Annotated in this window: 18 protein-coding genes; 11 read left to right on the forward strand and 7 right to left on the reverse strand. The window is 72.1% G+C overall.

Annotated features, from left to right (window positions below; translation table 11 throughout):
* Positions 1 to 13 precede the first annotated feature (13 nt).
* From GA0070610_RS19025 to GA0070610_RS19035, 3 genes are all read right to left on the reverse strand, one after another.
* Complete coding sequence (locus tag GA0070610_RS19025; protein WP_231925737.1) at positions 14 to 739, reverse strand: ABC transporter ATP-binding protein; 726 nt, start codon at positions 737 to 739, stop codon at positions 14 to 16.
* Positions 740 to 798: 59 nt separating this feature from the next.
* Positions 799 to 1,053 carry a hypothetical protein gene (locus GA0070610_RS19030; RefSeq protein ID WP_089001292.1) on the reverse strand — a complete coding sequence of 85 codons (255 nt, stop codon included), beginning with the start codon at positions 1,051 to 1,053 and terminating at the stop codon, positions 799 to 801.
* Positions 1,054 to 1,138: 85 nt separating this feature from the next.
* Entirely contained in the window at positions 1,139 to 2,380 is a 1,242-nt protein-coding gene (locus GA0070610_RS19035; protein WP_449288790.1) for an IS256 family transposase, read from the reverse strand.
* Here GA0070610_RS19035 and GA0070610_RS19040 point away from each other — a divergent pair.
* The 5 genes from GA0070610_RS19040 to GA0070610_RS19060 all read left to right on the forward strand — a co-directional run bounded on the left by GA0070610_RS19040 (position 2,375) and on the right by GA0070610_RS19060 (position 7,331).
* Entirely contained in the window at positions 2,375 to 2,638 is a 264-nt protein-coding gene (locus GA0070610_RS19040; RefSeq protein ID WP_089001293.1) for a hypothetical protein, read from the forward strand. The two genes, GA0070610_RS19035 and GA0070610_RS19040, sit on opposite strands and share 6 nt — an antisense overlap.
* 38 nt (positions 2,639 to 2,676) lie before the next feature.
* A complete protein-coding gene (locus tag GA0070610_RS19045) occupies positions 2,677 to 4,695 on the forward strand; it encodes a Mu transposase C-terminal domain-containing protein (protein ID WP_231925739.1) in 2,019 nt (672 codons plus the stop codon).
* Positions 4,692 to 5,780: an ATP-binding protein gene (locus tag GA0070610_RS19050; RefSeq protein ID WP_089001294.1), complete on the forward strand. Its 1,089-nt coding sequence runs from the start codon at positions 4,692 to 4,694 to the stop codon at positions 5,778 to 5,780. The genes GA0070610_RS19045 and GA0070610_RS19050 overlap by 4 nt, the downstream gene beginning before the upstream one ends.
* Positions 5,781 to 5,782: 2 nt before the next feature.
* On the forward strand, positions 5,783 to 6,814 hold the full coding sequence (locus GA0070610_RS19055) for a TniQ family protein (protein ID WP_392567259.1): 1,032 nt from the start codon (positions 5,783 to 5,785) through the stop codon (positions 6,812 to 6,814).
* A gap of 64 nt (positions 6,815 to 6,878) precedes the next feature.
* Complete coding sequence (locus GA0070610_RS19060) at positions 6,879 to 7,331, forward strand: VOC family protein (protein WP_089001296.1); 453 nt, start codon at positions 6,879 to 6,881, stop codon at positions 7,329 to 7,331.
* Between the two features lie 17 nt (positions 7,332 to 7,348).
* Here GA0070610_RS19060 and GA0070610_RS19065 read toward each other — a convergent pair whose 3' ends face one another.
* Entirely contained in the window at positions 7,349 to 7,993 is a 645-nt protein-coding gene (locus GA0070610_RS19065; protein WP_089001297.1) for an alpha/beta fold hydrolase, read from the reverse strand.
* 443 nt (positions 7,994 to 8,436) lie between these two features.
* On the opposite strand from GA0070610_RS19065, the gene GA0070610_RS19070 reads away from it, so the two are divergent.
* A complete protein-coding gene (locus GA0070610_RS19070) occupies positions 8,437 to 10,113 on the forward strand; it encodes a cellulose-binding protein (RefSeq protein ID WP_231925740.1) in 1,677 nt (558 codons plus the stop codon).
* Between the two features lie 208 nt (positions 10,114 to 10,321).
* On the opposite strand, the gene GA0070610_RS19075 is transcribed toward GA0070610_RS19070, so the two are convergent.
* The gene (locus GA0070610_RS19075; RefSeq protein ID WP_089001298.1) at positions 10,322 to 10,921 is read right to left on the reverse strand and encodes a hypothetical protein; all 600 of its coding nucleotides are present in this window, start codon (positions 10,919 to 10,921) and stop codon (positions 10,322 to 10,324) included.
* Between the two features lie 1,114 nt (positions 10,922 to 12,035).
* Here GA0070610_RS19075 and GA0070610_RS19080 point away from each other — a divergent pair.
* The 3 genes from GA0070610_RS19080 to GA0070610_RS19090 all read left to right on the forward strand — a co-directional run bounded on the left by GA0070610_RS19080 (position 12,036) and on the right by GA0070610_RS19090 (position 16,472).
* A complete protein-coding gene (locus GA0070610_RS19080) occupies positions 12,036 to 12,893 on the forward strand; it encodes a universal stress protein (RefSeq protein WP_089001299.1) in 858 nt (285 codons plus the stop codon).
* 96 nt (positions 12,894 to 12,989) lie between these two features.
* Positions 12,990 to 15,392, forward strand: coding sequence for a phosphoketolase family protein (locus GA0070610_RS19085; RefSeq protein ID WP_089001300.1), 2,403 nt, complete (start codon positions 12,990 to 12,992; stop codon positions 15,390 to 15,392).
* Between the two features lie 207 nt (positions 15,393 to 15,599).
* On the forward strand, positions 15,600 to 16,472 hold the full coding sequence (locus GA0070610_RS19090; protein ID WP_089003609.1) for a universal stress protein: 873 nt from the start codon (positions 15,600 to 15,602) through the stop codon (positions 16,470 to 16,472).
* Positions 16,473 to 16,504: 32 nt separating this feature from the next.
* On the opposite strand, the gene GA0070610_RS19095 is transcribed toward GA0070610_RS19090, so the two are convergent.
* Positions 16,505 to 18,847, reverse strand: a complete 2,343-nt coding sequence (locus GA0070610_RS19095) for a heavy metal translocating P-type ATPase (RefSeq protein WP_089001301.1) — start codon at positions 18,845 to 18,847, stop codon at positions 16,505 to 16,507.
* 190 nt (positions 18,848 to 19,037) lie between these two features.
* On the opposite strand from GA0070610_RS19095, the gene GA0070610_RS19100 reads away from it, so the two are divergent.
* Both GA0070610_RS19100 and GA0070610_RS19105 read left to right on the forward strand, forming a co-directional pair.
* Positions 19,038 to 20,048 carry an Acg family FMN-binding oxidoreductase gene (locus tag GA0070610_RS19100; RefSeq protein ID WP_089003610.1) on the forward strand — a complete coding sequence of 337 codons (1,011 nt, stop codon included), beginning with the start codon at positions 19,038 to 19,040 and terminating at the stop codon, positions 20,046 to 20,048.
* A gap of 139 nt (positions 20,049 to 20,187) precedes the next feature.
* A complete protein-coding gene (locus GA0070610_RS19105) occupies positions 20,188 to 21,819 on the forward strand; it encodes a sensor histidine kinase (RefSeq protein WP_231926215.1) in 1,632 nt (543 codons plus the stop codon).
* A 39-nt stretch (positions 21,820 to 21,858) separates the two neighbouring features.
* On the opposite strand, the gene GA0070610_RS19110 is transcribed toward GA0070610_RS19105, so the two are convergent.
* Positions 21,859 to 22,497 carry a response regulator gene (locus GA0070610_RS19110; RefSeq protein WP_089001303.1) on the reverse strand — a complete coding sequence of 213 codons (639 nt, stop codon included), beginning with the start codon at positions 22,495 to 22,497 and terminating at the stop codon, positions 21,859 to 21,861.
* Positions 22,498 to 22,544: the final 47 nt, after the last annotated feature.

The raw sequence follows: 22,544 nt of genomic DNA on the forward strand, positions 1-22,544 counted from the left end.
GGGCCAGGACGCCTCATGCTGCCACCGTCGCTGGCACCAGTGCCCCGCCCTGCAGAACGACTGTGGAATCGGCGCGGGCGGCCACCTGAGGGTTGTGAGTCACCACTACCAGGGCATAGCCATACTTGCGAGGCAGCGCGTAGAGCAGGTCGGCAACGAGATCGGTGGCTGTTTCGTCCAACGCGCCCGTAGGCTCGTCGGCGAGGACTACCGCCGGACGCGTCACAAGCGCTCGGGCGACCGCCACCCGTTGGCGTTCTCCGCCGGACAGTGTCGCGGTCTGCGCCTCTGCAAGTTCGGCCACGCCCAAGTCGGCGAGCAGCTTTCCCGCCCGCTCGTATGCCTCGGCGGTTTTCACTCCCGCCAGCAGCGCCGGCAGGGCCACGTTCTCCACCGGCGCGAGCTCCGGCAGCAGCTCCCCGAACTGGTACACCACCCCGATGCGTGACAGTCGCAGCGCCGCGCGATCCCCGGCACGCAGCCCGGTCAACTTGGTGGCCGAGATGTGGATGCTTCCCTGCGCTACTGGCAGCAACCCGGCCAAACACAGCACGAGGCTCGTCTTGCCACTGCCGCTGGGCCCGGTGATCGCCACCGACTGCCCGGAGGCCACCGTCAGGTCCGCGCCAGCGAGCAGGGTGCGGCCCGCCACCTCGTAGCGAATCCCGCGCGCTATCAAGGCCATCTCCGAAGCGCTGCTGGCAGGTGTGCTTGTCGTCATCTGAACCCCGTCACTCATCGGGCATCGGTGCAACGGAACGCGGGCCGACGAAGCGTCGGCCCGCGCACCCCATCGGGTTACGGCTTCCATTCCCAACCGGAGTAGGAGTCCGGACCGGTGTAGTTGGCTGCGGCCCTGTGCCTGTAGACGTAGTTGGACGTGTCGGAGCCGCTGTTCACCGACGTGTTGCAGCCCTGGTAGTTGTTCACCGTCTGCGTGGTGCCACTCTGCTGGGTACGGCGGTACTCACCATAGACGCCCGTGGAGTCGCAGGCCGTGTCCTGGATGGTGACACCACCGTAGCCGTCGTAGAACAGGGTGCAGGCGGACATCTCGTCCGTGCACACCTTCGCCGCCGCAGGAGCGGCAGGGAGTGTGTTGATTTCCGTGTTTGGGCCTGTGGTGTGATCGAGGTTGTTAGATGGTGATCCGGTCGCCGTAGGCGAGGATCAGGGCGTTGAGGGCCTTGGCCCAACCGTAGACCCTGCCGGTGATGCTCCCGCCGCCCTTGCGTTTCTGCTGGACGACGAGGTAGAGGACCTTCATCGCGGCCTGCTCGGTCGGGAAGTGCCCGCGCCGGCGGGCGGCCTGCCGGAACCGGGCGTTCAGACTCTCGATGATGTTGGTGGTGTAGAGGACCTTGCGGACCTCGTGGTCGTAGTCGAGGAAGGGCACGAACTGCGGCCACGAGGTCCGCCACAGCCGGATGACGGCCGGATATTGGTCGCCGAACTCGGCGGCGAAGGCCTCGAAACGGGCCTCGGCGGCGGCGACGGTGGGGGCGGTGTAGATCTCCCGCAGGGTGGGGGTGATCTTCTGCCAGTCCTTGCGGTTCGTATAGCGCAACGACGCTCGCACCAGGTGCACGACGCACTGCTGGTGCACCGCCTGCGGCCAGACCTGTTCGATGGCGTCGGTCATGCCCTTGAGGCCGTCGGAGCAGACCATGAACACGTCCTCGACACCGCGGTTGCGCAGTTCAGTGAGGTAGCCGGCCCACTGCTTGGCGCCTTCCCCGCCGGTCCCGGCCCACATACCGAGCACGTCGCGTTCCCCGTCGAGGCTGATGCCGACCACGACGTAGACGGGCCGGTTCGCGACCTGCCCTTGGCGGATCTTCATCACCAGGGCGTCGATGAACACCACCGGATAGATCCGGTCGAGTGGCCGTTGCCGCCAGGCTTCCATCTCGTCGAGGACGCTGTCGGTGACCCGGCTGATCAACTCCCGAGACACGTCGGCGTCATACACATCCGCCAGATGCGCGGAGATCTCCCCCGTGGTCAACCCTTTGGCATACAGCGACAGGATCGCCTCGTTGAACCCGTCCAACCTGCGGACATGCTTGGGCACGATCCGCGGGGTGAACGACCCGGCTCGGTCCCGCGGAACCTGGATGCGCACCGGCCCGACCTCGGTCTGCACCGTCTTGGCCCCGTGCCCGTTGCGAATGTTCGTCCGCCGGCCGGTCTCCTCGTCGACGCCGACCTCGTCGAGGTGCGCATCCAGCTCCGCATCAAGCGCTGATTCCAGGACGGTGCGAGTGATCCCGACCAATAGCCCACCCGGCCCGACCAACGAGACTCCGTCGGCCTTGGCCCGTTCGAGACGACCGGCCGGGCCTGCGCCGAGGTTGGTTGGGAGTATCGGCTGGTGCACGAGCCGGATCCGGTGGTGATGGCGAATGTGCGGTGGCTGGCAGGGTATCGGTATCCGCGCTGCCTGCGCCCGGCCGTCGCCGCTGCCGCCCCGGCGGTGTTCGCGGAGCCTACGCCGTTGATGGACGGCGCGACACGGTTGGGTGACCCGCTGGCCAGTCTGCCGACGGTGTTCCACCTGCTGTGGCGCGGCCGGTTGGGCATCGACCTGACGGTTCCGCTGTCGGAGTTGTCGATCGTGTCGGCGGCGGGCCGGTGAGTGGCGCCGGCCGGGCGGTGCTGGGTGTAGGCGACCGGTTGCAGTTTGACGGTCGGTCGTGGGCGGTCGGCGGCTTGCAGGGGGTGCGGGTACGCCTGGTCGATGACGCCGGTGATGCCCAGGTGCTGCTGTTGGCGCATGTGCTGGCGTCGCCGGGCTTCGAACTGTTGGAGGCCGGTCCATCGCCTGCCCGGCTGGATCCGGTCGGGTTGATCGACGCGCTGCCGGCGACGGTGCTGGAGCGGGCCCGGCAGTGGGAGCGGCATGTCGTGGAGGTGCAGACCGGGTTGCCACCGGACGCGCCGGCAGGTGTCCGGCCGCGCGAGCCCTACGATCCGGCCCGGCACACTCTCGCGCAGCGGGAGGCGGTCAAGGCTGCCGAGTTGACCGAGGCGGGACAGCCGACCAGCGCGGTCACGGTCAAGCGGATGCGGCTGCGCTACCGGTCTGAAGGGTTGTGGGGCCTGGTCGACCACCGGGCCACCCGCCCGGTGTCCTCCTACGGTCGGGTCGACGACCGGGTGGTCGCGGCGGTCGAGGCTGTGATGGTGACCGAGACCGGGGAGTCGACCGGCACCCGGTCGCGGTTGCGGCACCGGGTGGAGCAGTTGCTGGCCGTCGAGCACGGGCCGGGTGTGGTGCCGATGCCGTCGACGGCGACGTTCTACCGCCTGGCCGCCGTGATGGACGCTGGCCGGCACACCTTCGGCGAGGCGACCACCCGCCGCAGCCTGGCGAATCGGCCGGCGCGGCCGTTCACCCGCGCCGTCGCGGTCCGCCCGGGCGAGCTGGTGCAGGTCGACACGTCCCCGCTGGACGTGATGGCGCTGCTGGACGACGGCGTGACCGGACGGGTGGAGCTGAGCGTCGTGCTGGACGTCGCGACTCGCTCGATCTGCGCGGCGGTGCTGCGTCCGCAGGGCACCAAGGCCGTCGACGCGGCACTGCTGCTGGCCAAGATGTTGGTCCCGGAGCCGATGCGGCCCGGCTGGGCGGACGCGCTGGCGATGGCCCGCTCGCGTATCCCCCACCGGCGGCTGCTGGACCTGGACGCACGGCTGGAGCACGCCGCCGCCCGGCCCGTCATCGTCCCGGAGACCATTATCACCGACCGAGGCGCGGTGTTCGTCTCCGAGACGTTCGTGCGGGCCTGCGCCCGGCTCGGGATCTCCGTCGAGCCGGCCCGGCCGGGCACCCCGACCGACAAGGGCCACGTCGAGCGGACGTTCGGCTCGATCCGCACCCTGTTCTGCCAGCACGTTGCCGGCTACGTCGGGCCGAACGTCACTCGTCGGGGCACGGCGGCTGCCACGGAGGCGGTGTGGTCACTTCCCCAGCTTCAGGAGTTGCTCGACGAGTGGATCGTCGCGGGGTGGCAGCCCCGCCCGCACGAGGGACTACGTGACCCGGATGCTGGTGGCCGGGTGCTGTCGCCCAACGAGATGTTCGCTGCCGCGATCGCGGCGGCCGGGTACGTCACCCTGCCGCTGACCGGCACCGACTACCTGGAGCTGCTGCCGGTCGAGTGGCGCACCATCGGCGATCACGGCATCCAGATCGACTACCGCCACTACCACAGTCCTGACCTGGGCCGTTACCGCCACGGGTCCTCCGGTGTGGTCGGCAAGGGCAAGCAGTGGGAGGTCCACTACGACCCCTACGACCTGTCGCACGTCTTCGTCCGGGACCACCAGTGCGGCGGCTGGATCACGGCCACCTGGACCCACCTGCCGATGGTCGGGCAGCCGTTCGCCGACTTCACCTGGCGGGCCGCCCGGCAGATTGTCGCCGCCCGCGGCGGCGACGACACCGACGAGACCGCCGTTGCCCGCGCCCTGGACGACCTCCTCACCCGGGCCGGTGCCGGCCCCGGCGGCGATGCCCGCCATCAGCGGGTGGCCGCCCGGACCCGCGCTGCGGCCCGGCCGATCCCGTCCACTCCGCCGGCCGACCCGGAAGAACCCGCCGACGCCGAAGAGGAGGGCCAGGACCTGCCGCTGGCGAAGGTGATCCCGTTCGGGGTGTTCGAGCCTGGCGACGAGCGGCGCTACCGGTGACCCGCACCCCGGCGGAAGATCTCGTCGACCCGCCTGCCCACGAACCGCCCACCACGAAGGAAGGCTGGGCGGCGTTCATCGAGCAGCAGCCCTCCCGGATAGAGGTTCTGGCGACCGCCCGGCTGGCCGCGCTCACCCCGGCCGAGCGGGACACCTACGACGATGCGCGGATCGCCCACCACGCCCGGCTCATCATCGTGGCAACCCCAACCGTCGACCAGATCGTCAACACCGGCCGGCGGCTCGTGCTGCTCAACCGCGGCACCGACACCGCGCGGCGGGGCCTGGTCGTCACCGGCGACTCCGGAACCGGCAAGAGCACCGCGATCAAGCAGCTCGGCAAGCACCACGAACTGCTGGCCCGGCGTCGACGCACCGCGCCCGGCCCGTTCCTGCCAGTCGTCTACGTCACCGTCCCGCCAGCGGCCACTCCGAAGGTCCTCGCCGCTGAGTTCGCCCGGTTCCTCGGCCTGCCGCTACCCCGCAATCTCAACCAGGTCAACATCACCAACGCCGTCTGCGACGTGCTCTCCCAGCTCGGCACCGACCTCGTGCTCGTCGACGAGATACACAACCTCAACCTGGCCACCAGAGTCGGCGCGGAAGCCTCCGACCAGCTCAAATACCTGGCCGAGCGGCTCCCTGCCACGTTCGTCTACGCTGGCATCGACGTCGAGCGCGCCGGCCTGTTCTCCGGCGTCCGTGGCCGGCAGATCGCCGGCCGTTTCGCCTCGATCACCACTACGGCGTTCGCGTACGGCACCCGCACCCAGCGCGAGCAGTGGGCCGCCCTGGTCAGCGCTCTCGAACACGCGCTACGCCTGCACCAGCACCGCACCGGTTCGCTGTTGCGTCTCTCCGGCTACCTGCACGAACGCACCAGCGGCATGATCGGCAGCTTGTCCCACCTGATCCGCGACGCCGCGATCGAGGCCATCTTCGACGGCACCGAACGCATCACCAAGACCGCCCTGGACCGGGTCGTCCTCGACCACGCCGCCGAACATCCCCGGCCGGGCGCCGCCGCATCACCGGCTCGGCCACGCCGGATGCCCGCACACACCGCCAGCAGCGGAGCCGCCTGACCATGCCCGACCCGCGCGACCCCTACTGGCAACGCCGCCTGCGCCCGTTACCGATCCCAGTCCGGCCGATGCCGCGCGAACTCATGATCTCCTACCTGCGACGGCTCGCCAACGCCAACCGCGTCGACCGCCCCCTGCTGATCCGCCACATCGCCACCGACCACGCCCACCACATCGGCCCGCTCCACACACATGACCTCGCGCTCAACCGGCCGGCGCTCGCGCGACTGGCCATCCTCAGCGGCTACCCCGAAGCCGTCCTACTGGCAGCCATCTCCACCCGCACCCTCAAGACACCTGGGCCGGAGCCGCTGCGCGACTGGATACCGCTGGGCGGCACCGGCCCCACTTTGCTACGCCCCTGCTCCCACTGCACGGCCCGCCATGGGATCCGCGTCCCGGCCATCATCCAGCTCGAACCGGGCCCGCCACCCATCTGCATCCGACACCGCCGCACGTTGGTGCCCTACCACTATCGATCCGACCGCGGCAACGAACAGCCCCTCGGGGCAGCACCCGAGATCGTCACCGCCGCGCACCGCTACAAGATCCTTCGCCGCCGCCATCGAAACACCATCGGCGAGGCGTTCGCCGCAGCCGCCAACATCACCCGCCTCTGGGGGCGAGGCCGGGTCGGTCACTACAGAGACAAGTCGGAGCAGATCAACGCCCGCTGGAACGCCCGAACCGAGCACCTCCCACACGTTCCCGACACCGTCATCCGCTACCCGGAGACCATCGCGCTCACCAGCCTGTTCGCCTCGGCCCCCACGCTGATGCTCACCCCAACCGAGGACCGCGAAGCCCCCTCCACCATGCAGTTCCTGCTCGCCGTCGCTCGATGCCTTGATCATCCAGCGCCCGAACAGCTACTCCGCCCCGCCCATCCGCTGTTCCGCTGGGCTGGCGGCTGGGGCATGCCCACCTGGTTCTGGCGCAACATCCAGGAGCCAGACCGGACGATCTACCGAACCCTGGCCCAAGGCTCAACCCAACTCAACCCCCGGCCGGCAAGAAGAGATCAAATCCAGTGAGAAGGCGACGGCCTGAGGCTTCTCACCGAAACTGACCCGCTGCTGGTCGGCTGGTCGCCCCTGGATCACCTTTGCTGAGAACCCACAGTCGGTCAAGCAGGTACAGATCACCTTCGACTGCGCGGAACCCGAGCGCGTCGCCCGCTTCTGGTGCGAGCTGTTGGACTACGTCGTACCGCCGGCACCCGAGGGGTACGCCACCTGGGACGATTTCGATCGCGCGCTGCCGCCCGAGCGACAGGGTTCGGCGTTCGCATGCGTCGACCCCTCAGGCGTGGGCCCGCGACTGTTCTTCCAGCGCGTCCCCGAGGGCAAGGTCGCCAAGAACCGGCTGCATCTCGACGTACGCGTCGGCACCGGGCTCGTGGGCGAGGAGCGCCTGGCCGCACTTGAGGCCGAATGCGCGCGGCTGGTCGCGCTCGGCGCGGTACGCGTGCGACTGCTGCGCGCCGACGGCTACAACGAGTCCTGCCTCGTGATGCAGGACATCGAGGGCAACGAGTTCTGTCTCGACTGAGTGGCCGCTGACGCCTCTCAGCCGAGCAGGTACGCGGTCAGCCGGTCGGCGAGCCCCTCCGGATGGCTGAGCGCCACCGAGTGCCCCCCGTCGATCTCGTCCGGGACGACGCCGAGCCGCTCGGCGGCCACCCGGCGCTGGAAGTCCGCCAGGAAGAACTGGTCGTCGCGGGCGATGAGCACCTTCGTCGGCACGGCCGGCCAGGCGTCCAGAGGCCACGGCTCGTTCCACTCCACGCTGACCTGCGCCCGGCTGTGCGCCGCGGCCTCCGCGACGACCTCGGTCGGCAGGCCGTTGTAGAACTGCTCCTCCTCGCTCAGCCCCTCCGCGACCCGGTGACCGGTGTCGTCCCACCAGTCCCCGGGCCTCTCACCGGGCTTGGGCACCATCGGCGCGAGCAGGACGATCAGCCGCACCGGCAGCCTGTCGGCGACCAGCGGCGCGGTGAACGCCCCGTACGAGTGCCCGACGACCACGAGATCGCCCCGGTCGCCGATCGCGTCGACGACCGCTTCGCAGAAGTCGGCGAACCCCGCCGAGACGTCCTCGATCGGCAACTCCGGCACCACCACGTCGTGGCCACGACGGATCAGCTCAGGGGCCAGGAGATGCCAGTCCCAGGCGCTGCCCCCGCCGCCGTGGATCAGAACGAAAGTCGCCACGCACCGAAGCCTCACACACGGGTACGACAGCAAGCCGGACACCCGGCCCGCCACGCCAGGCCTGCCGCCGCCGCCCCGGCTCGCCAAACCAGGCCAGGCCAGCCGCCGCCGACCCGGCTCGCCACGCCAGGCCTGCCGCCGACGACCCGACCCGGCACACCAGGCCTGCTGCCGCCGAACCGACTCGGCAGGATGGCCGCCGCGCCGTCAGCGCCTGGCGCCCCGGTCGCGGGGGCGGTCGGCGTCATGGTGGTGCGCGCGTCGCCGGCTGCAACAAACCTGCATGTCTCCGCTCTTGCCTCACCGGCAAGCGCTTTCCTAGCCTGTGTTTCATCGATGTTTCCGATTCTCGACCGGGCCGAGGGTGCGGACACGAAGCCACCTGCGGTGCCGGGCGGCAAGGCAGCGCCCCGCGCCGTGCCTACTCCTGAGGAGTCCCAACAGTGAGAACCGCAGTGCGACACAAGCTTCTCGCCGGCGGCACCGCCTTGGCCGCCGCAGCCGCGGTCGCCGCGGCGCTACCGATGGCCCAGGCGTCGGGTGCGTCCGGCGGCCCCAGTCCCGCATCGGTCAGCGCCAACGCGACCAACCTCAGCCTCGGGGGCGACTCCGACGGCTCCAGCAAGGCCAGCGGCACCAGCTACGGCAACGTACGCGACGGCGACATGAGCACCTACTGGTCACCGGCAGGCTCGACCGGCCGCATCTCGATCAAGTGGGATTCCGCCACCACGGTGGCCTCGATCAACATCCGGGAGGCGGCCGGCGCCGTCGGGGCCATCGGCTCCTGGCGGGTCGTCAACAACGACACCGGCACCACCCTGGCCAGCGGCGCCGGGGCGGGGGCCATCAGCTTCGCCGCCACCTCGCTTCGCAAGATCAACTTCGAGATCACCAGCTCGACCGGCACCCCGAGGGTCGCCGAGTTCGAAACGTACGCCTCGGGTACGACGACCCCGCCGCCGACGACCGGGCCGACCACGCCCCCGCCGACCACGCCCCCACCCACCACACCGCCGCCGACCACGCCCCCGCCGTCGAGCAGCACGCTGTACGTGGCACCCACCGGCACCGACAGCGCGGCCGGCACCGAGGCGAACCCGACGACGCTCACCTCCGCGATCACCCGGATCACCGCCGGCGGCACGATCTACCTACGCGGCGGCACCTACCGCTACTCGCAGACCATCACCATCGGCCAGGGCAACAACGGCACGTCGAGCGCGCGCAAGAACATCTTCGCCTACCCGGGCGAGACCCCGATCCTGAACTTCTCGGCCCAGAGTGAGGACCCGGCCAACCGTGGCCTCGCGGTGGGCGGATCGTACTGGCACATCCGCGGCATCATCGTCGAGCGGGCCGGGGACAACGGCATCCTGCTCGCTGGAAACAACAACATCATCGAGCGTACGGTGACCCGCCACAACCGGGACTCGGGGCTCCAGCTCTCGCGGCTGGTGGCCAACGCGCCCCGCGACCAGTGGCCCGCCAACAACCTCGTGGTGAGCACCGTGTCGCACGACAACGTCGACTCCGACGGTGAGGACGCCGACGGTTTCGCCCCGAAGCTCACCGTGGGCCCGGGCAACGTCTTCCGCTACACCGTGGCCCACAACAACATCGACGACGGCTACGACCTCTACACGAAGAGCGACACCGGGGCCATCGGCGCGGTGACCATCGAGTCCTCTCTCGCCTACAACAACGGCACCCTCAGCAACGGCGGCCAAGCCGGGGCCGGCGACCGCAACGGCTACAAGCTCGGTGGCGAGGACATCGGGGTGAACCACATCGTCCGGGGCAACATCGCCTACGACAACGGCAAGCACGGGTTCACCTACAACCGCAACCTGGGCACCATGCAGGTGTCGAACAACGCCAGCATCGGCAACACCGAACGCAACTTCACCTTCGACGGTGGCTCCTCGGTGTTCCGGAACAACACCTCGTGCGACGGCGGCTCGAACGACAAGATCGTCGGCAACTCCGACAGCTCGAACCAGTTCTGGTCCGGCACCAACGGATCCCGGTGCTCCCAGTACTCCGGCGCCCTGGGCTGGTCCTTCGCGTCCGACGGCCGCCTCGTCGTGACCTTCGGCGGCAGGGTGGTCACCCCGTAACGAGCAGGACGACGTCGGCGTCACCACAGCGGTGACGCCGACGTCCTGCTGCCGCGCCGGCCGAGGCGACAGGAACGACGGCTGGTCACCGGCACAAGGAATGGCGATCGTCCGCTCCGGTTCACCCGATCGGTGCCGCCACACAGACGCCGCTGGCCGGCACCCCGGGTGGGGTACCGGCCAGCGGCAGTCGTTCACACTGCTCAGGTCAGCTGTTCCAGTGCTCGGCGACCAGGTCGGCGGCCTGCTGCTCCCACTGGGCGTAGTGGTCCGGGTACGCCGACACCTGCACCGTCTGCGCGGCCTTCGTCAGGGGCATGTCCTGCCACCCGTCGACCTGCTTCAGACCCTTCAGGAACGCCGTCGTCGAGTACTCCGGGTCGGTGATCTGCTCCACCGTGCCCCAACCACTGGACGGACGCTGCTGGAACAGGCCCTGCGAATCATGGTCGTTGCGGTCACCCAGGTGACCCAGGTTCTCCAACTTCGACTCCTGCAACGCCGTCGCGATCGACACCACCGCGGCCCGCTCGTCCATGCCGGCCTTCTTCGTCGCCGCGATGATCGCCTTCACGTTGCCGACCTGCTCATCGGACAGGTCGATACGCGACTGGGTGCCCTGCAAACCATGCGGCACCAGCTTGCCCATGTCGGGCTTGTCGGCCTGCACCGCGGCGACGGCGACAGCCGTCGTGTCCACGCTCGGGGCGCTGGTGTGGGCGGTGTCGGTCATCGGACCGGCGGCCACACCACCGGCGAACGCGAGACCGGCGATACCGAGAACGCTGTTACGAATGATCGTGTTCATCGCAGATGCTCCATTCGGGGGTCGGCACCCACAATGCCGAGGGGGATCGGCTTCACGCGGGTGCAAGCACCGTCCGGCGCCCAAGGAACTCAGGGGATCTCCAGTCGAACCGGGGGAGATTTCTCCGGCGTCGTACCGGAGGAAAGGTCTCCCGAGTCGCGCTGGAGGAAAGATCAGATCGGCCGTGTCGGCCGGATGTCCGACCTGTGCGGGTCGGAAGGACCCGGACTGTTTCGCGGGGGCGGGGGGTGCCCTCACGTCGGCCGGACCATGTGTAACGACCACCGGCCCGCCGTCATTCCGGGACCCCGGTCCCGCCACCCCGTCGGGGCGGTCCCGCCATCCCGGCGGGGCGGCATCGCCTTGGCGCTTGCCCGTCGGGGCGGCGTGGCCTGGCCTCGGCGCGTGACCTTGCTCGGTCGTACGCAGGGTGTAACGACCCCGCCCCCGCCACGATTCCGCCCCCACGATGCCCCCGACCACACCCCCAAACCGGACAACCCGGCGGCGGGTCGCCCGGGAGGGACCGGCCCCAGCCATCCGGAAACCCGACACCCCAGACCCGACCAAGCCATCCGCACACCCGCCACGACACCGGACACCCCACGCAGTCGGATGCGGCGACGCCTCGGCAGCAGATCTTGGTAGATACCGGCCCCTGGAGGGGCACGTTCTTACCAAGATCTCCCCGGCCCCGGACCCGACCCCGACCAGGAGCCGGAGCCGGAGCCGCCGGACGTGGGAGGGGGCACCGTCGGAGTGTGGCCCGTCGTGCCCGGCGCAGGGATCAAGCCTGACCGCCCGGAGCCGGGCACGGCGGGCCACACCCCCACCCCCACGCAGCGCAACCGACCCCACCCCGCCGCACCCGCTACCGATCCCACCCCAACGCCGCACACCCACCCCGGACGCCGTACGACCGACCCCACCCAAGACGCCGCGCAACCCAAACGCGAAGCCACACCCGCCGAGCCGGTACGACGCAGCACGACCCACGCGGCACCAGCCACGGCAGAGACCAGCAGGCCGCGACGCGCGATCCCGCCCCACCCACGTACGGACGCGACTAGCCTCGACAGGAGGGCCGGGCGCGACGCCTGCGGAGGTGATTCGGATGGCCGCACCCACCGACGCGGCGGTGCTGGTCGGGCTCGGCGCGGAACGCAACCTGCCGGTGGTCCGACTGGCGGCGCAGGAGGCCGCCGCGCACGGGCGTCCGCTGTGCCTGTTGCACGCGTTCGACTGGGCGGCCGCGCTGGAGGCGCCGTCGGTCGCGGGGCCGCGCGTGGACGCCGAGGACCTGATCTCCCAGGCCACGCAGGTCGCCAACGAGGTCGAGCCGGCGCTGCCGGTGAGCAGCGAGATCGTCGAGGGTGCCCTCGTCCCCACCCTGGTCCGCCGGTCGGAGTCGGCGTTCCTGCTCGCCGTCGGGGACGGCGGCATGGCGGCCAGCGGCGAGTGTGTGTCGGTCGACGCGCCGGCGGTGCAGCTCGCCGCCCGGGCCGGCTGCCCGGTGCTGGTGGTCCGCCGGGATCCGCCGCCGCAGGGGCCGGTGCTGGTCGGGGTGGACGGCTCGGACAGTTCACGGGCCGCGCTGGAGTGGGCGTTCGAGTGCGCGGCCGGGCGGGAGGCGCGACTGTTGGCGGTCCGCGTCGTCGAGCCGGAGGACGGCGACGAGGATGCCGGGCCGCTGGTCGAGATGGTGGCGCGCTCGGCGCGCCGGTTCCCGTCGGTGGCCACGGAGTGCCACACGATCCGGGGTGACCCGGGCGCCGTCCTGGTGGAGCAGTCCCGCTCGGCGCAGGTGGTGTTGGTCGCCTCCCGGGGCGACGAGCCGTGGCGGGGCATGCTCGGGGCGGTGAGTCAGGCGCTGCTCTACCACTCCCCCGCGCCGCTGATCGTGGTGCGCGGGCTGACGGGGATTCCGGTGGACGGGCGCAACGCCCGCCACCCACGGGACCAACGGCCCTGATCCACATCGGCGTCGACCGGCGATGATGGGGCCGGCCCGGATGAATCCGCCCTCTGAGGATGCAGGATTCCCCTACCCGCGAGAGGCTCTTGCAGTATGGACACCGCTCTCGACCTGCACAGCCCCCTGACCGAAGATGAGCTGCGCCGGCTGGACGCCTACTGGCGGGCGGCGAACTACCTGACCGTCGGGCAGATCTATCTGCTGGACAACCCGCTGCTGCGCGAGCCGCTGGCCCCCGAGCACGTCAAACCGCGCCTGCTCGGCCACTGGGGCACCAGTCCCGGCCTGAACCTGCTCTACGCCCACCTCAACCGGGTCATCGTCGCCCGTGACCTGTCGGCCCTGTTCGTCACCGGCCCCGGTCACGGCGGCCCGGCGGTCGTCGCCAACACCTGGCTGGAGGGCACCTGGAGCGAGGTGTACCACCACATCGGCCGCGACGAGGCCGGCATGGCCAGGCTGTTCCGCCAGTTCTCGTTCCCCGGCGGCATCCCCAGCCACGTGGCGGCGGAGGTGCCGGGTTCGATCCACGAGGGCGGCGAGCTGGGGTACGCGCTCAGCCACGCCTACGGCGCGGCGTTCGACAACCCCGACCTGTTGGTGGCCTGCGTCATCGGCGACGGGGAGGCGGAGACCGGTCCCCTGGCCGGGAGCTGGCTCTCCAACGTCTTCCTGAACCCGGCCCGGGACGGGGCGGTGCTGCCGATCCTGCACCTCAACGGCTACAAGATCGCCAACCCGACGGTGCTGGACCGCATCCCCGAGGACGATCTGCTGGCCATGATGCGCGGCTTCGGCTACGAGCCGTACGTGGTCGCCGGTGACGACCCGGCGACGGTGCACCAGGCGCTCGCCGGCACGCTGGACCGGGCGCTGGACGAGATCGCCGCCATCCAGCGGCGGGCCCGCTCGGGCGGCGCCGTCGAGCGCCCCCGCTGGCCGATGATCGTCCTGCGTACGCCGAAGGGCTGGACGGGGCCGCACGACGTCGACGGCAAGCAGGTCGAGGGCACCTACCGCGCGCACCAGGTGCCGCTGTCCGAGGTACGCAAGAACCCGGAGCACCTGGCGGAGCTGGAGCGCTGGCTGCGCAGCTACCGGCCGGAGGAGCTCTTCGACGCCACCGGTGCCCCGGTCGCCGAGCTGGCCGAGTTGCCGCCCCGGGGCGAGCGGCGGATGAGCGCCAACCCGGTCACCAACGGCGGGCTGGTGCTGCGTGACCTGGTGCTGCCGGACTTCCGCGACTACGCGGTCGACGTGCAGCGGCCCGGCGAGACCGTGGCCGGGGCGACCGGCACCCTCGGCCCGTGGGTACGCGACGTCATCAGCGCCAACCCGGAGACGTTCCGCCTCTTCGGTCCGGACGAGGTCGCCTCGAACCGGCTCGGCGCGGCGTTCGAGGTCACCGACCGGGCCTGGGTGGCCGGCACCGTGCCCGGCGACGACCACCTCTCCCCCGACGGGCGGGTGATGGAGGTCCTCTCCGAGCACCTGTGCCAGGGCTGGCTGGAGGGTTACCTGCTGACCGGCCGGCACGGCATCTTCACCAGCTACGAGGCGTTCATCCACATCGTCGACTCCATGCTCAACCAGCACGCGAAGTGGCTGAAGGTGACCCGGGGCATCCCGTGGCGCAAGCCGGTGGCCTCGCTGAACTACCTGCTCTCCAGCCACGTGTGGCGGCAGGACCACAACGGTTTCTCCCACCAGGACCCGGGCTTCATCGACCACGTGATGAACAAGAAGGCCGAGGTGGTACGCGTCTACCTGCCGCCGGACGCCAACACCCTGCTCTCCACGATGGACCACTGCCTGCGCAGCCGGCACTACATCAACGTGGTGGTGGCCGGTAAGCAGCCTGCCCCGAACTGGCTGTCGATGGACGAGGCCGTCCAGCACTGCCGGCGCGGCATCGGCATCTGGGACTGGGCCAGCACGGACGCCGGCAGCGAGCCCGACGTGGTGCTGGCCTGCGCGGGCGACGTGCCGACCCTGGAGACGCTGGCCGCCGCGGACCTGCTGCACAAGCACCTGCCGGAGCTGAAGGTGCGGGTCGTCAACGTGGTCGACCTGATGCGGCTCCAGCCGCCGACGGAGCACCCGCACGGGCTGTCGGACAAGGAGTTCGACACCATCTTCACCCGCGACAAGCAGGTCATCTTCGCGTACCACGGCTATCCCTGGCTGATCCACCGGCTCACCTACCGCCGGACCAACCACGCCAATCTGCACGTGCGTGGCTACAAGGAGGAGGGCACCACCACCACGCCGTTCGACATGGTGATGCTCAACGACCTGGACCGCTTCCACCTGGTCATCGACGTGATCGACCGGGTGCCGGGGCTGGCCGACCGGGCCGCCCACCTGCGGCAGGAGATGGTCGACGCGCGGCAGGCCTGCCGGGACTACACCCGCGAGCACGGCGAGGACGACCCGCAGGTCGCGGAGTGGCGCTGGGTGCGCGAGACGGACCCGGGGCTGCGGGGTGACCAGTGAGCGCGAGGAGTGAGCTTGCGAGCCCCGCAGTCGCGCACGAAAGGCCGGCACCGGTGAGCGCGAGGAGTGAGCTTGCGAGCCCCGCAGTCGCGCACGAAAGGCCGGCACCGGTGAGCGCGAGGAGTGAGCTTGCGAGCCCCGCAGTCGCGCACGAAAGGCAGGCCCGGTGAGCGCGAGGAGCGCAGTCGCGAACGAGAGGTGGACCCGATGAGCGGCAACGAGATCCTGGTCGGCTACGACGGCTCCGCCGACGCCTCCGCCGCGCTGGAGTGGGCGTTGGAGGAGGCCGGCCGCAGCGGGCGACCGGTGCGGTTGGCGTACGTCTTCGAGTGGCTCACGGTGGCCGGCTGGATCGGCCCCGGCGTCGCCCCCGGCATCTGGCCGGACGAGACGGCCCGCCGGCAGGTCGAGGAGCTGGTCCGCAAGGCGGCGGCGGACGCGTCCGCCGCGCACCCGGAGCTGACCGTCACGGGCGAGGTGTTCGACGGGCCGCCCGCGCTGGTGCTCCAGGAACGCTCGGCGCAGGCCGACCTGCTGGTGCTGGGCACCCGGGGGCACGGCGGCTTCGGCGGGCTGCTCGTCGGCTCGACCGCGGTCGCCGTGGCCGCCCACGCGCACTGCCCGGTCGTGGTCGTGCGCGGCGAGGCCGCCGCCGGTGGGCGCAGCGGGCACGTGGCGGTCGGTGTGGACGGCTCCGACTGTTCGCTGTTGGCGCTGGGCTTCGCCTTCGAGCAGGCCGCCGCCCGGCGGGTGCCCCTGCACGTGGTGCGGGCCTGGCATCCGCCGACCGGCCAGCGCCCGCCGTCGGGCCCCGAGGCGCGGGAGGCCGCGGCGGCCGACCGGGCCGAGCTGGACGAACCGCTGGCCCGGTGGGGCGCGACGTTCCCCGACGTGCCGGTCACCGTGGAGGTGGCGGAGGGGCGCCCGGCGTCCCTGCTGGTCGACGGCAGTCGCAACGCGTGCCTGGTGGTGGTGGGCACCCGGGGCCGGGGCGGCCTGAAGGGGATGCTGCTCGGTTCGGTCAGCCAGCAGCTCATCCAGCACGCGCACTGCCCGGTGGCGGTGGTCCGGGAACGCTGAACGGGAGGCCCCGCGGGGGGCCTTCGGCGCGGTCACCGGGTCTCGGCCGGTTCCGCGGGGCTGAGCGAGAAGTAGTCCTCCTCCTCCTGGGCGAGGTGCAGCCGCAGGATCGCCTCCAGGCCGTAGAGGGTGGCGAGCAGGTCGGTGAGCTGGTCGCGGCGCAGCGGGCCGTCGCCGGCCTGCGCGAGATGGGCGCCGAGCCGCTCCACCAGTCGCCGGATCTCCACGTGGGCGCGGCTCATCGTCGAGGTCGCCTCGGCGCTGCCCAGCGGGTCGGCCAGCGCCGGGTAGAGCTGACGTTCCTCGGCCGCCTCGTGCGGCAGCACCTCCCCGGTCAGCCTGCGGTGCGTCCCGCGCAGCGCCGGCAGGCACTGCGGCGCGTCCGGTGCGGTGGCGACCAGGTCGGCGGTGTCGCGCAGAGCGGCGAGCACGTCGCGGACGCCGCCGTGTTCGGCCGCGTACCGGTCGAGCAGTTCGCGGGTGCCCGGCGGCACGTCGCGGCGACGCAACCCGCCCCCGAGGGCGCGCAACGCGTTGAGGATCACCAGCACGTCGATGCCCTCCTGGAGGAACGCGCCGGCGACCGGGGGCAGCCGGCCCAGCGCGGCGGCCAGCATCGCCAGCACCGCGAGGCCCATCCCGACGGTGGCGCTCTGCACCGCGATGCGGCGCGCGTAGCGGGCGATCTCCACCGCGTCGGCGAGCCGGTCGAGCCGGTCGACGGTGAGCACCGCGTCGGCGACGTCGGCCGAGGCGGTCGCCCCGGTGGCGCCCATGGCCACGCCGACGTGCGCCTCGGCGAGGGCGGGGGCGTCGTTGACCCCGTCACCGACCATCACGGTGACCGCCCGGTGCGCCTCCTCGCGTACGCGGGTCGCCTTCTCCGGCGGCGAGCACCGGGCCACCACGTCGTCCACGCCGACCACCCGCGCGACCTGGGCGGCGACGTCGGGCCGGTCCCCGGTGACCATCACGATGCGCCGCAGCCCCGCCTCGCGCAGCCGGCGTACGGTGCGGCGGGCGTCGGGACGTACCGGGTCCTCCAGCAGGATCGCCCCGAGCGGGCCCCGCTCACCGCTGACCCACACCACCGAGCGACCGGCCAACTCGGCCCGGGACCGGGCCCGCCCCGCCCAGTCGGGCAGGTCGCCGTCGAGCTGACCGACCCGTACCTGCCGCCCGTCGACCGACCCGCGTACGCCCCGGCCCGGCTCCTCGGTCACCCCCGCCGGCTCCGTCAGCGGCAGACCCCGCTCGCGCGCCTGCGCCACCAGCGCGCGGGCCAGCACGTGCGGGGAGAGCTGCTCCACCGAGGCGGCCAGACGCAGCACGTCGTCGCGGTCGCCGTCGGGGGCGGCCACCACCTCGGCGGCGCGGGGGCGGCCCGCCGTCAGCGTGCCGGTCTTGTCGACCAGCAGGGTACGGGCCCGACCGAGCAGTTCCAGCGAGCCGCCGTCGCGGACCAGCACCCCACGCCGGGCGGTACGCGACAGCCCCGACACGATGGCGATGGGGGTGGCCAGCAGCAGCGGGCACGGGGTGGCGACCACCAGCACGGCCACCGCCCGGACGAACTCGCCGGAGAGCAGCCAGCCCAACCCCGCCAGGACCAGGGTGAACGGCACGAACGCGGCGGCGTACCGGTCGGCGAGGCGGACCATCGGCGCCTTGTGGGCGGTCGCCTCCTCGGCCAGCCGGACGATCCCCGCGTAGGTGCTCCCCGCCGCGTCGCCCGTCGCGCGCATCGGAAAGCCGGCGCCGGCGTTGACCACGCCGCTGGCGACCTGCTCGCCCGCCGCGCGCCGCACCAGCCGGGACTCGCCCGTCACCACGGACTCGTCGAGGGTCACCGGCTCGTCGACCTGCCCGTCGACCGGCACCACGTCCCCCGGGCCGACCAGCAGCCGGTCCCCCGCCACCACCCGGTCCAGCGGCACCTCCTCGACGCCCCCGCCCGGGGTACGCCGGCGGGCGGTGCGGGGGGCGCGGGCGAGCAGCGCACGCAGGTCACGGGTCGCCCGCCCCTGGGCGTACGTCTCCAGCGCCCGCCCGGTGGCCAGCATCACCGCGATCACCGCCCCGGCCAGGTACTCCCGGACGACGAGCGCGCCGACCAGGGCCAGCACGGCGATCACGTCCACCCCGAACTGCCGGCGCCACAACTGACGCAGCACCGACCAGGCGGCGGGTGCCAGGGCGGCCACGGTGGCGGCCGCCCACACCGCGTCGGCCGCGTCCCGCCGCCCGGCGAGGCGCAGCACCGCCCCGACCAGCACCAACGCCGTCACGCCGGCCAGCGGCGCCCAGAGCAGCAGGCGCGACCGGTCCCGCCGTACCGGCTGCTCCGGCACGCACTCGCGCGACTCCGTTCCCACCTGCGGATCGTCTCAGCGCCCACCGCGCCACGGAGGGCATCCCGGCGAACCGGAGGGGGCGACATGCCCTGCCGCGCCGGGACCTGCGTACCGTGCGTCGGCACGGCCGATGGCGCAGGATGGAGCGGCAACCCCGCCCGGGGCACCGTCGGGCTGGGGCACGATGGGGAGAAACGGAAAGGTCGTGACCATGAGCCACGAGACGCCGGCGACGGATCGTCCGCTGACCACCGCACTCGCGGAGGCCGCCGCGACGGCCGGGCACGCCCCGTCGGTGCACAACGCCCAACCGTGGCGGTGGCGGGTCCTGCCGGACGCGCTGGAGCTGCGGGTGGTCCGCGATCCCCGGCTGGCGGCCACCGACCCGGAGGGCCGGCTGGTGGCGTACAGCTGCGGGGCGGCGCTGCACCACGCGCGGGTCGCGCTGACCGCGGAGGGCTGGACCGCCGTCGTGGAGCGGATGCCCGACCCGGCCGACGGGGACCTGCTGGCCCGGCTGACCGGGCTGGCCCACGCGCAGGCCGACCCCGAGGCCATGCGCCTCGTGCAGTGCATGCAGGTGCGGCACACCGACCGGCGCCCGGTCAGCGACGAACCCGTGCCGACCGCCGCGCTCGGCGAGATCGCGTCGGCGGTCGCCGCCGAGGGCTGCCAGCTGCAGTTCCTCGACCGCGACAACGTCCTGGAGCTGGCCGCCGTCGCCAGCCGCGCCGCCTCGGTCGAGGCGGAGGACTCGCAGCTGCGCGAGGAGCTGGAGTACTGGACCAGCCGGGCCGGCACCGGCACCGGACTGCCGCCGGAGGTGCTGCCCACCGAGGCGCCCCGGACCACCGTGCCGGCCCGTGACTTCGGCCGCCCCGGCACCCTGCCCGTCGGCCCCGGGCACGACCGGACGGCCGTGTACGGGGTGCTCTACGGCGACGAGGACGAGCCGGACAGCTGGCTGCGCGCCGGCGAGGCGCTCTCGGCCGCCTGGCTGACCGCGACCCGCCTCGGGGTCTCCGTGGTGCCGCTGAGCGGGGTGGTGGAGGTCGCGGGCACCCGGCAGACGCTGCGCGGGCTGCTGGCCGGCCTCGGCTACCCGTACCTCGTGATCCGGCTGGGGCTCGCGGACCCGGCGCACGCCGGCCCGCCGCACACCCCGCGCCTGGACGTCGCGCAGGTGGTCGACACGTCCGCGGTGCGCTCCTCGGACGCCTAGCGGAGCCTGGGCCACGGCCACCGGGCGATACCATCGTCCGGTGGCCAGCACCCCGAATCCGCGCCCCGAACCGCACGTGACCCCCTCGCTGGGGCTCAGCCCGCTGTCCCGGGTGCGGCTCGACGAGCTGCTCCAGGAGATGCTGGACCGGGTCGGCGAGGTGGTGACCAGCCGGGAGCGGCTGCGCGCCCTGCTCGACGCGGTGGTGGGCATCGGCACCGACCTCGACCTGCGCAGCACCCTGCAACGGATCGTGCAGTCGGCCTGCGACCTGGTCGGCGCCCGCTACGGCGCGCTCGGCGTGATCGGCCACGACCGCCTGCTGCACGACTTCATCACCCACGGCATCGACCCGGAGCTGCACGCCAGGATCGGTGACCTGCCCCACGGGCGGGGCGTACTGGGCCTGCTCATCGACGATCCGCGTCCGCTGCGGATGCCCGACATCACCCAACACCCGAAGTCCTACGGGTTCCCGCCGCACCACCCGCCGATGCACAGCTTCCTCGGCGTGCCCGTACGCATCCGCGACCAGGTGTTCGGCAACCTCTACCTGGCCGAGAAGCAGGGCGGCGCGCAGTTCACCGAGGACGACGAGGAGATCGTCGTCGCGCTCGCCGCGGCAGCCGGCGTGGCGATCGAGAACGCCCGCCTCTACGCGCTGGCCCACCGCCGGGAACGCTGGCTGGCGGCGACCGCCGAGATCACCGCCGTGCTGCTGGGCGAGGTGCGCCGCACCGACGCCCTCACCCTCGTGGCGCGACGCGCCCGCGAGGTCGCCGAGGCCGAGGTCGCGCTGGTGCTGCTCTACGACCCCGACGCCGAGGAGTTCACCGTCGAGGTGGTGGACGGCGCCGACGAGCAGGCCGGTGCCCTGGTCGGCACGGTGCTACCGGCGGCCGAGACGAGCTTCGCCGCCGCCGTCGTCGAGGGCCGGCACGACCGGGTGGACGACCTGGCCCACGCCGCGCCCTGGCCGGCGCTGCTGCGTACCGGCCCGGCGATGGTCGCACCGCTGGCCACCGCCGACACCCTGCACGGGGTGCTGGTGATCGCGCACCGGGCCGACCGGGCGCCCGTCGCCAACGACGACGACATGGCCCTGCTGGGCAGCTTCGCCGGGCAGGCCGCACTGGCCATGGAACGCGCCCGCGGGCAGGAGGAACGGGAGCTGCTGGTGGTCCTGGAGGACCGCGAGCGCATCGCCCGGGACCTGCACGACGTAGTCATCCAGCGGCTCTTCGCCACCGGCCTGCAGTTGCAGAGCGCCGCCCCGATGACGACGAAACCGGAGGTCGCCCGGCGGATCAACGCGGCGGTCGACGACCTGGACGCCACGATCAAGGACATCCGCCGCACCATCTTCGAGCTGCGTACCCCGATGAGCGCGGCGCTGCGCACCGAGATCCGCGAGGCGATCGAGGTGGCCGCCGAGTCGCTCGGACACCGCCCCCGCCTGGAGCTGAGCGGGCCGATCGACAGCGCCGTGCCCGACGCGGTCCGCCCCGACCTCACCGCCGTGCTGCGGGAGGCGCTCTCCAACGCCGTACGGCACGCGCGGGCCGACCACGTGGCGGTGGCGGTACGGGTCGACGCCGGCCGGGTGACCGTGACCGTCACCGACGACGGGGTGGGCTGCGATCCGGCCGACGCGCGGGGCGGCCTGGTCAACCTGCGCGAGCGCGCCGAGCGCCACGGCGGCGAGTTCCACGTACGCCGGGCCGAGCCCCGCGGCACCGCGGTGTGCTGGTCGGTGCCGCTGCGGGACTGACCCGCCGGCGTCAGGGGTCTTGCCCCGCAGGCGGGTCGGTCAGGGGGTCTTGCCCAGCAGGCGGGTCGCGAGGACCGCCGCCTGGGTGCGGCGCTCCAGGCCCAGCTTGGCCAGCACGCTGGAGACGTAGTTCTTCACCGTCTTCTCGGCGAGGAACATCTTGCCGGCGATCTCCCGGTTGGTCAGGCCCTCGGCCACGTACTCCAGGATCCGCCGCTCCTGCTCGGTGAGCGACTTCAGCTCGCGCGGCTGCTCCACGCCGCTGCGGATGCGCTCAAGCACCCGCGTGGTGATCGCCGGGTCGAGCAGCGACTGCCCGGCCGCGACCCGGCGCACCGCGTCGACCAGGTCGGTGCCGCGGATCTGCTTCAGCACGTAGCCCGACGCGCCGGCCATGATCGCGGCGAAGAGCGCCTCGTCGTCCTCGTATGAGGTCAGGATCAGACCCTTGATCGAGGAGTCCACGGCCCGGATGTCCCGGCACACGTCGATGCCGTTGCCGTCGGGCAGCCGCGCGTCGAGGATCGCCACGTCCGGCCGCAGGGCGGGGATGCGCCGGGCCGCCTCCTGGGCGAGGCCGGACTCGCCGACCACCTCGATGTCCCCGCTGCTCTCCAGCAGGTCGGCAAGGCCACGACGGACGACCTCGTGGTCGTCGAGCAGGAACACGCGGATCATCCCTCGTTTCTACCCCCGCCCACCGCATTCCGCACGGGCCGAAGGTC

The organism is Micromonospora echinofusca (assembly GCF_900091445.1).
Classification (GTDB): Bacteria; Actinomycetota; Actinomycetes; order Mycobacteriales; family Micromonosporaceae; genus Micromonospora; species Micromonospora echinofusca.